12 protein-coding genes and 1 pseudogene are annotated in these 12,639 nt (G+C 46.2%); 7 read left to right on the plus strand and 6 right to left on the minus strand.

Annotation, left to right across the window (positions count from 1 at the left end):
* Nucleotides 1-131: 131 nt before the first annotated feature.
* Nucleotides 132-2,282: a DNA helicase RecQ gene (gene recQ / locus AAA946_RS21930; protein WP_338166869.1), complete on the plus strand. Its 2,151-nt coding sequence runs from the start codon at nt 132-134 to the stop codon at nt 2,280-2,282.
* Nucleotides 2,283-2,827: 545 nt separating this feature from the next.
* Here recQ and AAA946_RS21935 read toward each other — a convergent pair.
* The 3 genes from AAA946_RS21935 to AAA946_RS21945 all read right to left on the minus strand — a co-directional run bounded on the left by AAA946_RS21935 (nt 2,828) and on the right by AAA946_RS21945 (nt 7,191).
* Nucleotides 2,828-3,400: a DUF2971 domain-containing protein gene (locus AAA946_RS21935; RefSeq protein ID WP_338166870.1), complete on the minus strand. Its 573-nt coding sequence runs from the start codon at nt 3,398-3,400 to the stop codon at nt 2,828-2,830.
* Between the two features lie 522 nt (nt 3,401-3,922).
* Nucleotides 3,923-6,109 carry a malate synthase G gene (locus tag AAA946_RS21940; protein ID WP_338166871.1) on the minus strand — a complete coding sequence of 729 codons (2,187 nt, stop codon included), beginning with the start codon at nt 6,107-6,109 and terminating at the stop codon, nt 3,923-3,925.
* A gap of 128 nt (nt 6,110-6,237) precedes the next feature.
* The gene (locus AAA946_RS21945) at nt 6,238-7,191 is read right to left on the minus strand and encodes a LysR family transcriptional regulator (protein ID WP_338166872.1); all 954 of its coding nucleotides are present in this window, start codon (nt 7,189-7,191) and stop codon (nt 6,238-6,240) included.
* A 133-nt stretch (nt 7,192-7,324) separates the two neighbouring features.
* On the opposite strand from AAA946_RS21945, the gene AAA946_RS21950 reads away from it, so the two are divergent.
* Together AAA946_RS21950 and AAA946_RS21955 are read left to right on the plus strand one after the other, a co-directional pair.
* Nucleotides 7,325-8,923, plus strand: a complete 1,599-nt coding sequence (locus AAA946_RS21950) for an isocitrate lyase (RefSeq protein WP_338166873.1) — start codon at nt 7,325-7,327, stop codon at nt 8,921-8,923.
* A gap of 132 nt (nt 8,924-9,055) precedes the next feature.
* Nucleotides 9,056-9,625, plus strand: a complete 570-nt coding sequence (locus AAA946_RS21955) for a hypothetical protein (protein WP_338166874.1) — start codon at nt 9,056-9,058, stop codon at nt 9,623-9,625.
* Between the two features lie 59 nt (nt 9,626-9,684).
* On the opposite strand, the gene AAA946_RS21960 is transcribed toward AAA946_RS21955, so the two are convergent.
* On the minus strand, nt 9,685-10,320 hold the full coding sequence (locus AAA946_RS21960) for a LysE family translocator (RefSeq protein ID WP_338166875.1): 636 nt from the start codon (nt 10,318-10,320) through the stop codon (nt 9,685-9,687).
* A gap of 117 nt (nt 10,321-10,437) precedes the next feature.
* Nucleotides 10,438-10,728 (minus strand): annotated as a pseudogene (locus AAA946_RS21965) (transporter); the annotation flags it as partial.
* 179 nt (nt 10,729-10,907) lie between these two features.
* Here AAA946_RS21965 and AAA946_RS21970 point away from each other — a divergent pair.
* Nucleotides 10,908-11,249: a DMT family transporter gene (locus tag AAA946_RS21970; protein WP_338166876.1), complete on the plus strand. Its 342-nt coding sequence runs from the start codon at nt 10,908-10,910 to the stop codon at nt 11,247-11,249.
* A gap of 62 nt (nt 11,250-11,311) precedes the next feature.
* Here the strand turns inward: AAA946_RS21970 and AAA946_RS21975 are convergent, their stop codons facing one another.
* The gene (locus tag AAA946_RS21975) at nt 11,312-11,755 is read right to left on the minus strand and encodes a DUF2753 family protein (protein ID WP_338166877.1); all 444 of its coding nucleotides are present in this window, start codon (nt 11,753-11,755) and stop codon (nt 11,312-11,314) included.
* Between the two features lie 165 nt (nt 11,756-11,920).
* On the opposite strand from AAA946_RS21975, the gene AAA946_RS21980 reads away from it, so the two are divergent.
* From AAA946_RS21980 to AAA946_RS21990, 3 genes are all read left to right on the plus strand, one after another.
* Nucleotides 11,921-12,184: a type B 50S ribosomal protein L31 gene (locus AAA946_RS21980; protein ID WP_338166878.1), complete on the plus strand. Its 264-nt coding sequence runs from the start codon at nt 11,921-11,923 to the stop codon at nt 12,182-12,184.
* A gap of 2 nt (nt 12,185-12,186) precedes the next feature.
* Complete coding sequence (ykgO, locus tag AAA946_RS21985; protein WP_338166879.1) at nt 12,187-12,330, plus strand: type B 50S ribosomal protein L36; 144 nt, start codon at nt 12,187-12,189, stop codon at nt 12,328-12,330.
* A 94-nt stretch (nt 12,331-12,424) separates the two neighbouring features.
* Nucleotides 12,425-12,577 (plus strand): hypothetical protein, encoded by a 153-nt coding sequence (locus AAA946_RS21990; RefSeq protein WP_338166880.1) that lies wholly within the window; start codon nt 12,425-12,427, stop codon nt 12,575-12,577.
* Nucleotides 12,578-12,639 lie beyond the last annotated feature (62 nt).

The raw sequence follows: 12,639 nt of genomic DNA on the forward strand, positions 1-12,639 counted from the left end.
ACTCTCACGACATAGTTCCACAATCACATTGAGAATGACTGCGCATTATCTCGATGAATGCTTGAAAACCTACTCTGCTCCTGACACACTTTCCCGCTATCTTCCCACTTTGTGATAAATCCAAAGCTTCTATGATGCCGAATACTCCGACCGCGAATCCCATCACTCCCAACGACCTGCTGAAATCTCTTTTTGGTTACGATAATTTTCGTCATCAACAAGCGGACATTATCGACTCGTTGATGTCGGGAAATGATGTGCTGACACTAATGCCAACTGGCGGCGGTAAATCTATTTGTTATCAAATACCGGCTATTCTGAGGCAGGGCGTTGGCGTTGTGGTGTCTCCACTTATCGCACTGATGCAAGATCAAGTCGACGCTCTACACCAAGTTGGCGTTCGTGCTGCTTACCTAAACTCAACATTGAGCCCGTACGATCAGCAAGTCGTGGAAGAGCAAGTACTCACTGGTGACATCCAAATCCTGTATGTCGCACCTGAACGACTATTAATGGAAAAAACGCTTCGCTTGTTGGAGCAATCGAGCCTGTCGCTGTTTGCTATTGATGAAGCGCACTGTGTAAGCCAGTGGGGTCATGACTTTCGCCCAGAGTATCAGCAGCTCAGTGTGCTCAAGCAGCGCTTTCCTGCCGTGCCGAGAATCGCGCTCACCGCTACCGCCGATCTTAAAACACGTGAGGAGATCATCGCTCAATTGGCACTTGAGCAAGCCGATGTTTATGTTCACAGTTTTGATCGTCCTAACATCACTTACCACGTCTCCGACCTTGGCAATGCAAAACAAGAGCTATGGCGCTTTATCGATACTCATCATCAAGATGATGCCGGTATTGTCTATTGCCTATCACGTAAAAAAGTAGAAGAGACAGCACAGTGGTTGTGTGACATGGGCAAAACCGCTTTGCCATACCACGCAGGGCTATCAAGTGAGCAACGCGCGAATCACCAGCGCCGTTTTTTGAGTGAAGATGGCATCATCGTCGTCGCCACCATCGCATTTGGAATGGGGATTGATAAACCCGATGTTCGGTTTGTGGCGCATTTAAGCCTACCAAAAAGTATTGAAGCCTATTACCAGGAAACAGGCCGTGCAGGACGTGATGGCATGCCTGCAAATGCTTGGATGAGTTTTGGTATGCAAGACATGGTTCTACAGAGGCAAATGGTGCAAAACTCCGAAGGCGCAGAGCAATATAAGCGCGTATCCATTCAAAAACTCAATCGACTACTTGGCTATTGTGATTTGGCTACTTGCCGTCGCCAATCTCTACTCGCCTACTTTGGCGAAACGCTATCAAAGCCCTGCGGCAACTGTGATAACTGCCTCACCCCACCCGAAACCTGGGATGGCTTACAAGCTACGCAAAAGGCGCTTTCTACTGTATATCGAACCGGTCAGCGGTTTGGTGTGAGTTACTTAGTCAACATTCTCTTAGGTAAAGCCGACAGTCGAATTACCCAAAACCAGCACGATACCCTTTCTACATTTGGTATTGGTGGCGACCTTTCAGCTAAAGAGTGGCAAGGAGTATTTCGTCAACTGCTCGCCATGAACCTTCTGGAAGTGCACGGTGAACACGGCAGCTTACAGCTTACTGAGTTGTGCCGTCCCTACCTGAAAGGCGAACAGCCCATCGAACTTCGCAAACTGCGAGTCTCGAAAAAAGCGGCGAAAGGCGCTAAGAAGAAAAACTCTGGCACATTGTCTACTGCCGATATGCCGCAGTTTGAAAAGCTTCGCGAGGTTCGTGCAGAGCTAGCTAAGCAGCAATCGGTGCCGGCTTACATGATTTGTCATGATGCGACGCTGGAATCACTCGCGAGCGTGCGCCCGCAAACCCTCGATGAACTCTCAACAATCTCAGGTTTTGGTGAAGTTAAGATCGAGAAATACGGCGATGCTTTTATCGCCGCTATTGAGCCTAAATCCGAAGCCGAAAAGCAGTTGTCAGATACCGAACTTGAGTCTCTGGGACTTCTTAACAAAGGGTTTACCGTTGAAGACATCGCAAGTGAACGCGGACTAAAGGCGACAACGATCATGTCTCATCTAGCTCAAGCCATAGAGTTAAACGCCTGCGAGTTAAACAGCGTGGTCTCATTAAGCGAAGAGGAGATCCAAACAATTACACAGCAAGCACTAACGCTTGATTCTCTAGCACAGCAGACCATCAAGCCGCTATACGAGCACTTTGAACAGCAATACGACTACGGCACACTAAAATGTGTACTCGCGAAAATGGCTTCACAAAGCCAATAAAAATGGAATATCAGATTGCATCGTTGACGATATGTTTACCACTTTAGGCTAGTATTGCCATCGAGGTGTTGAATATATGATCACAACATCGCTACAGGAAAGTAGCTAAAGGGATATTTGAGATTGTAGAGCATGGGAGACTCAGCCCTCCCGAGTTTACGATTACTATCTTTGACGCCAAGACCGCTTGTCTTGGCGTTTTTTTTCGCTTGGAGAATGTGGTTGAAGGGCTAATATGCTCAGCCACTGCGCGGTAGGTCTTTGAACCTTGCAGTGCGTAGCTCGGTTTCTAAGATATTTGTGGACAGAAGCAATCTAGTCTCCATTTTTTCACATCCCCCAGAATGCCGTCATCCTCACGAAAGTGAGGATCTCCCACCACGTGTAGGTAACTAAAAATCTTCGACTAAGTCACGTAATTCAACTTTTCAACGCGCTAAATGAGATCCCCTTTTTCAAGGGGATGACGGTGATTTGATATGGTTTGAAACACCGAAATGGGGCAGAGCTAGACCTTTGCTGATTGCTCTATCTATACAAACAGCTCAATCCCAAGCTACTTGTTTAAGTTCATAGCTGTCTTGTCGCATCATCATCTTATTGATGCTTGCATGAGGGTATTTAGATTGCATAATATCTTTAAGAAGGTTTACTTGAGCGTTTGGCATCTTCTCACCAATAACAATCTGCTTTAAAGCGAGTGGCGGATACTTTACCAAAGGTTTATCTGAAAATGAGATGAGGCGAACTTCTTGTTCATGCTCCCAATGCTCCGACTTGGTCGAAGCGGCTTTTGCTACAATCCGATAGCCACTAAGAGTCTGAACTTGAATCAATTCAAGCTTACTATTAACAGAAAAAAGATCCGATACTCTCAACTCGTCGGCTTCATTCTTGTATCGTACTTCGAATCCAACAGCCTTTTTATTCGTTGATTGGAATATTGCTTCTTCTAGCAGCTTCTTGTCGAAAACTAAGCAAAAACCCCGAAGCCCGTCAGCGTAATGCCCCCACATCCTATTATCAATTAAAGCGTCCTCTTTCGAACTTGCGTCATAGTAAGAAAAACTACAAATTCGACTAGTAGCATTCAAGTTTCCAATCATTTCCTTAGCCATTTGGAAGCAGCCTTGCTCCAATAGCTCAAACTTTGACAACTTATGTGGGTAATGAACACCTGTTAACTGGAAGTAAGCGTTATATGATCTAGGGTCCTCTGGCATAATTCTATGGGTCGCAAACCTCTCTAACTCCTCCGATAAGCTCCGTTCGATTTTACATCGCCCCTCAAAAGGGTCATTTTGGCTATCCAATTTTCCAAACCACAGCTCATTGTTAGAAAGCGCTGTTAAAGCATTCGTGTCGAATGCCCTAAACTTATAAAAATACACGTAAAGATCCTTCTTGCGAGGAGGGTTACTTACTGTACTTCTATTCCAATAACTTGTTCAATTCCACTAACTAGAATATCAGGCAGGACTACGGGTGAGATTAGAAAAGTTTGTTTGCTCCAACTTCTCTCCTTCACTATTGATAAAAGTAAGTAAAACAGAATGGGCTAAAAGTATCTTAGAACCGACAACCAAAAAAAACCGCGCTCGAAAGCGCGGTGTTACCTTGGGCTTGGTAATTACAGTGTTTTATCGTTGTTGTGATTTTAATTTGAGTCGCATTGCATGCAATACGGGCTCGGTATAGCCATTGGGCTGTGCGCAGCCTTCGAACACCAATTGACACGCCGCAGAGAACGCAATGCTGCTGTCAAAGTTGGGGGCCATATTGTTGTAATTTGGGTCATCGGCATTTTGTTGGTCAACGATTTTTGCCATACGCTGCATGGTATTCATCACTTGAGATTCCGTGCAAATACCGTGGCGCAGCCAGTTGGCAATGTGTTGGCTGGAAATACGCAGCGTAGCGCGATCTTCCATCAAGCCGACATCATTGATGTCTGGCACTTTGGAACAGCCGACACCTTGGTCTATCCATCGTACTACGTAGCCGAGAATGCCTTGTGCGTTATTGTCTAACTCACTTTGAATTTGTTGTGCTGTCAGCTTTTGTGAGCCTAACAGTGGAATCGTCAAGATATCATCCACACTCGCCATCACGCGCTCACGAAGCTCTTTTTGACGGCTTGGTACACTCACTTGGTGATAGTGAAGCGCATGTAAAGTTGCTGCGGTCGGTGACGGTACCCATGCGGTGTTAGCGCCTGACTGTGGGTGACCAATCTTGGCATCCATCATTTTTGCCATGTTATCCGGCTCCGGCCACATACCTTTACCGATTTGCGCCTTACCTTGCAGGCCGCACGCCAGTCCGAGATCCACGTTTTGATCTTCATAAGCACCAATCCAGGTCATGGTTTTCAACTGCGCTTTAGGAGCAAATGCGCCCGCTTCCATACTGGTATGAATTTCATCACCCGTTCTATCTAAGAAACCGGTATTGATGAACACGACACGCTCTTTCGCCGCGTGAATACACGCTTTAAGGTTAACCGATGTGCGGCGCTCCTCATCCATAATGCCAACTTTGATGGTGTTACGCTCTAAACCAAGCGCGTCTTCAACACGAGTAAATAGTTCGTTGGTAAACGCCACTTCTTCAGGGCCGTGCATCTTAGGTTTAACGATGTTTATGCTGCCGGATGTTGAGTTTTGGTACTGGCTATTACCTTTAAGATCATGGATAGCTATCAGCGAGGTGATCATGGCGTCCATGATACCTTCAGGCACTTCAAGGCCTGCTCCATCAAGGATTGCTGGGTTTGTCATTAAGTGCCCAACATTGCGAATAAACAGCATACTGCGGCCTTTAAGATGGATCTCTCCGCCGCTCACGCTGGTGTATTGACGATCTGGATTTAAGCTTCTGACCATCGTTTTGCCATTCTTTTCCAGGCTCTCTTGCAGATCGCCTTTCATCAGACCTAACCAATTACGATAAGCGAGCGCTTTATCGTCACCGTCTACCGCTGCAACCGAGTCTTCACAATCCATGATAGTGGTAAGCGCAGCTTCAACAACCACATCTTTGATGCCAGCAGCATCTACACGGCCGATCGGCGTATTCGGGTCAATTTGGATTTCAATGTGCAGATTGTTGTGTTTAAGAAGAATACAAGATGGCGAGCTAGCCTCCCCTTGGTAGCCAATAAACTGCTTGCTATCCATCAGGGTTACTTCTTCACCGTTGGTCAGAGTCGCTGTGAGGGTATTGCCAACACTGACATTACTAATACTGTACTGCGCGACCTCTCGGTGTGACACACCGTTTAGCGGTGCTGCTGAATCAAGAAATTCACGGGCATACGCTACCACTTTTTCACCGCGCACTGGGTTAAAACTGCCGCCGCGCTCTGCACCGTTTTCTTCACTGATCACATCGGTGCCGTACAACGCATCATATAAACTGCCCCAGCGTGCGTTGGCAGCATTCAGCGCGAAGCGTGCGTTCATAATAGGTACCACCAGCTGTGGTCCTGCTTGAGTGGCTATTTCAGGCTCGACATTTTCTGTGGTGATCTCAAAATCATCCACTTCTGGTACCAAATAGCCAATCTGCTGAAGGAAAGTTTTGTATTCAGTAGGATCAATTGCTTGACCCGCACGCTCTTGATGCCAAACATCAATTTGATGTTGTAAGTCGTCACGCTTGACGAGCAGTGCTCGGTTCTTAGGAGCAAGATCAGTTAAGATAGACTCAAACGATTGCCAGAATGCCTCGGCTTCGATGCCTGTGCCGGGAATGATTTGTTCATTAACCAAATTATAGAGGGTGCTATCAATGTTCAAGCTTCCCTGTTGAATGCGATTGCTCATAAAATCTCTCTCGAATTAGTCGATGACCTCTGCTTAAAAATCTACGTACTGGATGAGAATTTGGCTAATTTATGCCACTTATACCTAACATTCACACAAAAAATACCACTCTCTAGGTAGGTTTTATGCTACTCCGTGACGCCACTTTCAAGCTCGTTGGCGACACTTTTAATTAGGCGGCGCATCCACTGATGATCCGGGTTACTTTGCAAAAGTGGGCTCCATGCCATCTTGACTTCAAATGGCTCAATGGCAAAGGGGGCCGGTTTGATCAGTAACTTAGGATTGTTTCTTTGCGATTGAGCGGCTTTACTCGGAATGGTCAAAATCAAATTTTTCTGTTGAGCAAACAAAATGGCTGACAAGTAATGTCGGGTGAACACAGTAATGTTTCGTGTTTTACCTATCTTCATCAAGGCTTCATCGATCCAGCCCAGTTTCTGCGCTTGACTTGGGTTTACACCGTGCCCCGTTCCCATTCCCGTTTTACTTACCCATATATGTTGCGCCTTAAGGTAAGAAAATAGGTCAAAGTTGTCGGCAATGGGGTTCTCACGACTAAACAAACACGAGAAGCCGTCGTGCCAGAGACTCATTTGATGGAAGGATTGTGGAATATCATCAAAGCGGTTGATCACTATATCCACTGACCCTTGCTCTACATCTTGATAGCTCACATCACTGGGGGTCATGATATCCAGGCGAATCTTTGGTGCGATCTCACTTAGCTTTTCCAGCAATGGTTGAATGATCGTCGATTCCGCATAGTCACTGGCCATGATCCTGAATACCCGCTCACTGTCTTCTGCATTGAACTCAGTCGTTGGTTGAACAGTCTTTTCTACATTCGCGAGGATATTGCGGATCTGTGGCTGCAACTTCTGCGCACGCTCTGTCGGAATCATTCCTTCACTGGTTCTTACCAACAGAGGATCCTCAAACAAATCCCGTAGTCGACGCAGTCCGTTACTCATCGCCGGCTGAGTTATCCCAAGTTGGTTCGCCGCCCGAGTCACGTTCCTTTCACGCAGCAGCATGTCTAAATACACAAGTAAATTAAGGTCAATCCGAGCTATATTCATTTAAAAAATACCGAGTATAACAACTATAAATTAACAAAATTATCACACGAGCGGCTAGGATTTGTCCATAACAACAAGTTAATACAACAGGCCACTGGCCACCCTATATCCAACGTGAAACTAAGGAATAGTTATGTCGCAAATTAATCAAGATATCGAAATGATCGAAGTTGCTAAACGCGCTGCAGGTACGCCATGGGATGCTATCGACGCTGAATCAGCAGCTCGCATGCGTGCTCAAAACAAATTCAAAACAGGCCTAGATATCGCGCAATACACGGCGGATATTATGCGTGCAGACATGGAAGCGTACGACGCAGATAAGTCTCAGTACACTCAGTCTTTGGGTTGCTGGCACGGTTTCATTGGCCAACAAAAAATGATTTCTATTAAGAAGCACTTTGGCGGCAAGACAGATAAACGCTACCTATACCTATCAGGTTGGATGGTGGCTGCACTTCGCTCTGACTTTGGTCCACTTCCAGACCAATCAATGCATGAAAAGACGTCTGTTCCTGCACTTATCGAAGAGCTATACACTTTCCTTCGTCAAGCAGATGCACGTGAGCTAGGCGGCCTATTCCGTGAACTAGACGCAGCACGTGAAGCAGGCGATGTAGCGCTGCAAGACCAAATTCAAGACAAAATCGACAACCACCAAACTCACGTTGTGCCAATCGTTGCCGATATCGATGCTGGTTTTGGTAACGCGGAAGCCACTTACCTACTGGCTAAGAAAATGATTGAAGCGGGTGCTTGTTGTCTACAGATTGAAAACCAAGTAGCCGATGAGAAACAGTGTGGTCACCAAGACGGTAAAGTTACGGTTCCTCACGCTGACTTCCACGCGAAACTGCGTGCACTACGTTATGCATTCCTAGAGCTTGGCATCGACAACGGCATCATCGTTGCACGTACTGACTCACAAGGTGCGGGCCTAACCAAAGAAATTGCGGTAGTGAAAGAGCCAGGTGACCAAGGCGATATCTACAACTCTTACCTAGACGTTGAAGAGATCGATGTTGCAGACATGAAACAAGGCGACGTTTGCTTCAACCGTGATGGCAAGCTAGTTCGTCCTAAGCGTCTACCTTCTGGCCTATATCAGTTCCGTACGGGTACGGGTGAAGACCGCTGTGTGTTTGACTGTATCGAAGCTATCAACGCTGGTGCTGACCTACTTTGGATTGAAACTGAGAAGCCACACATCGGTCAAATCAAAGAGATGATGGACGGCGTACGTGCAGTACACCCGAACGCGAAGCTGGTTTACAACAACTCGCCTTCATTCAACTGGACGCTAAACTTCCGTCAACAAGCGTATGACGCAATGGTTGAAGCTGGTGAAGATGTATCGGCATACGATCGTGCGAACCTAATGAGTGCAGAATATGACGAAACTGAGCTATCGAAACGCGCTGACGACAAAATCCGCACGTTCCAAGCAGACGCGTCTCGTGAAGCAGGTATCTTCCACCACCTCATCACACTGCCAACGTACCACACTGCTGCGCTATCAACAGATAACCTAGCGAAAGAGTACTTCGGTGATGAAGGCATGCTTGGCTACGTTAAGAACGTTCAGCGTCAAGAAATCCGTCAAGGTATCGCATGTGTTAAACACCAAAACATGTCTGGTTCAGATATCGGTGATGACCACAAAGAATACTTTGCGGGTGAAAACGCGCTGAAAGCGGCGGGTGAGTTGAATACTTCTAATCAGTTTGACTAGAGCGCTTTTACCCCTCCTAGCCTCCTCCTTATTCAGGGGGGAGCTAGAGGGGGTGCTCTTCGCTCTTCTCTTAACTCTCAGCCTTCAGCTCTAAACTCTCACCACCCAGCTCTAAAAACAAAGAGGCCGCCCATGACCCCAAAACACCTAAAAGACACCCAAACCCTACTAACAAAAACCGGTTTCACCACCAGCAACACCTGGTACCACGGCACCTCTTCAGCACTCGTCGCCTCTATCCAAGCACAAGGCTTAAAACGCTCGGGCGACCAAGCACTCAATGACGTCGCGAAAGCCACCATGGCGACCATAGGCAACCATTATCAAGATGTTACCGAACCTGTATTTCTTACCCAAAGCAAAGAACTCGCTTACTACTGGGCGAAGCAAACGGTTCGTGAACGTGGTATTCGGTTTGAAGGCGGCGAAGAACCTGTCGTCTTACAGGTTAACCTTAACGAAGATCAGCAAAGTCGGGTGAAACCTGACGTGGGTGCGATGAGTCTATTGATGATGCGCGATGGAGAAGCCTTTATGGCGTATATCGCCAAGCTCTATCAAGATAATAATCTCGGGGTGCCTGAGATTGACCTTCGCAATGCCGATCGCATGGATTTCTTAAATATTCTTGGCATGGCTTACATCGATGAAGATATTAGCCGAGGATGTATCGAAGAGTTGCTAGAGCCAGTTACTGATTGAACAAAATGAGACGATGAAGCTAGAAGCCTGCATACAGTCGTGATGCAGGCTTGATTTCATTATTTTGTACTCGACGCAAATAGTGCACCACCCGCTGACATAAAGAAGCCCCCCATCACCTTGTTAAAGCGCTTGATGTTCTTTTTACTAGATAGCCAAGGGTTAACCTTAGCGCCAAGTCTTGCATACACCAGCATGACCAAGGTATCGATCACAATCCAGGTTAACGCAAGCACTGCAAACTGACTAAGCTGCGGCGCATTCACGTTAATGAAGTTAGGAAACAATGCAGTGAAGAACAGCAAGTCTTTAGGATTGCTGATACCTACCATATAGGCTTTCTTGAGAATGCCACGCTGAGTAAATGCGACTTTCTCTTGTTTAGTATCAGTGCTAAATGCAGATTCAGTACCTGTGTCTCTCCAAGTCTGGTATCCGAGATAGACTAAATACAGCGCCCCAAAGATTTTGAGTAATAAAAACACTTCCGATGATGCTGCCAAAATGGCCCCCAAACCGACAGCAGAGAGGACCATCAGTGTCAGCGAAGCAAACGTTCCACCAAACACCGTCGCCAGCGCACTCGATTTCCCGTACTTAACACCGTGGGCAATGCACAGCATTGCTGAGGGACCGGGAGATGAGATCAAAACCGTAATGACCCCAACGTACGCTAACCATAAACTCCATTCCATTTTAGTCCTCCCTGTTTTTAATGTGTTGGGTTGTGCTATGCCATGTAGCACATACCTCCCACAACCTTACCGCTCTCTTTATGACAAGTCGAACAATTAATGTACACACCTCCCCTCTTAACTGATCACCATTGCGATATAGCCAAGGATCAACACAAGAACTGATGTCAATGCATAGGGAACTGGATAACCAATCGCGGGCATGTCACTTTGGGTAGCATCTTGCGCCCCTTTCATCGCTGGTGTGCTATTTCGACCACCCGCGCAAGCGCCAGCAAGAATAGCTGGGTTCATGTTACGAATGTACAGCCCATATAACCAAGCTAGTAGAGGCGGAACAAGCGCAGCAGTGACACCGAGTAGCGCAATTTTAATCACGATAATGCCTTGAAAAGAGGCGAGGATTTTTTTCGACATCAGGTGCAAGGAAAAACCGCAAACGCATTCGATTTTCCAATAGTTTAAGAGTGTTCATGCCCCATTCAATGAGCAGTAACCTTTTCTAACTCTGTCGCTTTCAATTAAGACACCCAATTGAAATATTGATGTGATAACGTGCCGCATCGATTTTCAACTAGAGCACTTACATGCTTTCGATTCATCCTTACCTTTCACTCTCAATAGCCATCGGCCTCGAAGTTTTCGCTACATCTTGGCTTCCTAAAACTGAGCAATTTACCGCGCTTGTTCCTACGCTCGCCGTGTTGATTAGTTACGGCTTGGCGTTTTACTTACTCGCGGTCGCAGTGCAAACCTTGTCGCTTGGTGTCGCCTACGCCATCTGGTGTGGCGCAGGTATTGTCTTGGTCGCTGGCCTTTCTTGGTTGGTTTACGGGCAAAAACTTGATCTCTACGCGATAGTGGGGATTGGCTTTATCCTAGTGGGCACGATGATCATAAATGTCTATTCGTCTTCGGTAAGCCACTAACTTCGCTACCAAGACATTTATAGGCTGTCGTTTGGCAGCCTTTGCTGCTGTTAAGTAGAGCTTTACTGAAGCTTAAACCGAGCAATGATCTCGCAATCACTGATCGCCTGCATGCTTTCGACATGTTTTGCGACTTGCGGATTAGGGTGTCGTTTTAAGAAGCTTACCAAGGCCGATTTGCAGCAGCCAAGTGAGGAGATAAATCGGTCACAATTGACTTGATGACATTGAGGGATCAACATCATGATCTCTTCAGACGCCAACTGTAGATACTTGAGCTCGTAGTCGCTGTCACCTTGAGCGCGCCAGAAGTCCGCAAGATTGTGACAAGACATCACTTTTATCGCCAGCAGGTCTTCGAACTCATCCGAATCACTGATCGTCACATCCATTTGTTTAGATTCAGAAAGCGCCGCTTGATAATGCGTCACGGCCATCATTAGTTTACCTTGTTGATTTGCCTCATCAGCCAACAAGGTATGTTGCTCCCACTTCGCTGTATCCACTGCATCCTCTCCATCAAAATTAAGATGGAATAAATGATATTGATTATCATTTGAATTACAGCCCTAATATGAATGTGGTTTATCAGTGGTGATTACAAATGTCTGGATCTCTCATTCGATAACAATTATCATTTGCAAACGTTATAACATAACAAATAGGCAACCATGAAACCAAATATCCATCCTAACTACCGTAAGGTCGTCTTCCACGACACCAGTGTCGACAAGTATTTCGTTGTAGGCTCTACACTAGAAACTGATCGCACCATCGAATGGAAAGACGGCAAAACCTACCCTTATATGACCATTGAAGTCTGTTCAGAGTCACATCCGTTCTACACCGGTAAACAGCGTGTGCTACACAAAGAAGGCCGTGTTGCCAACTTTAACCGCCGCTTCGGTAACCTCAAGACGAAATCAGAGAGCTAACCATGAAAGTACTCAGTTCACTAAAAAGTGCAAAGAAACGTCACTCAGACTGCCAAATCGTTAAGCGTCGTGGCCGCATTTACGTCATTTGCAAATCGAACCCAAGGTTTAAAGTGGTTCAGGGCAAAGCTGGTAAAAAACGTTAAAATGTGACATATGTAAAGAGTTTGTTAACACCACCTTGAGAACTGCAGCCGGATGACATTAGACTTAGATGGTAAGTTCATGCAAGGAGGCACTATGGACGATTTACAATTTTATTTGGTTAACGATTACTGCCCACGTTGTAACTCAGTGACAACGCACGAGGCGTTCGAATTAGACATTAAGCAACACAGGGACGAAGCTCAAGTAGAGCATGTGTGTGAAAAATGCCAAGGTCTAGATCGATAGTCCAAACTTTGATTCAAATAAAAACCGCCCTTTCGAGGGCGGTTTTTATTTGGTCTCTACAT

This window comes from Vibrio sp. 10N (assembly GCF_036245475.1).
Taxonomy (GTDB): Bacteria; Pseudomonadota; Gammaproteobacteria; order Enterobacterales; family Vibrionaceae; genus Vibrio.

Excerpts from the sequence above, each read along its gene's own strand:
- recQ (WP_338166869.1), top strand. The coding sequence starts at position 132 with ATGATGCCGAATACTCCGACCGCGAATCCCATCACTCCCAACGACCTG.
- AAA946_RS21935 (WP_338166870.1), bottom strand. The coding sequence starts at position 3,400 with ATGGCTAAGGAAATGATTGGAAACTTGAATGCTACTAGTCGAATTTGT.
- AAA946_RS21940 (WP_338166871.1), bottom strand. The coding sequence starts at position 6,109 with ATGAGCAATCGCATTCAACAGGGAAGCTTGAACATTGATAGCACCCTC.
- AAA946_RS21945 (WP_338166872.1), bottom strand. The coding sequence starts at position 7,191 with ATGAATATAGCTCGGATTGACCTTAATTTACTTGTGTATTTAGACATG.
- AAA946_RS21950 (WP_338166873.1), top strand. The coding sequence starts at position 7,325 with ATGTCGCAAATTAATCAAGATATCGAAATGATCGAAGTTGCTAAACGC.
- AAA946_RS21955 (WP_338166874.1), top strand. The coding sequence starts at position 9,056 with ATGACCCCAAAACACCTAAAAGACACCCAAACCCTACTAACAAAAACC.
- AAA946_RS21960 (WP_338166875.1), bottom strand. The coding sequence starts at position 10,320 with ATGGAATGGAGTTTATGGTTAGCGTACGTTGGGGTCATTACGGTTTTG.
- AAA946_RS21970 (WP_338166876.1), top strand. The coding sequence starts at position 10,908 with ATGCTTTCGATTCATCCTTACCTTTCACTCTCAATAGCCATCGGCCTC.
- AAA946_RS21980 (WP_338166878.1), top strand. The coding sequence starts at position 11,921 with ATGAAACCAAATATCCATCCTAACTACCGTAAGGTCGTCTTCCACGAC.
- ykgO (WP_338166879.1), top strand. The coding sequence starts at position 12,187 with ATGAAAGTACTCAGTTCACTAAAAAGTGCAAAGAAACGTCACTCAGAC.
- AAA946_RS21990 (WP_338166880.1), top strand. The coding sequence starts at position 12,425 with ATGGACGATTTACAATTTTATTTGGTTAACGATTACTGCCCACGTTGT.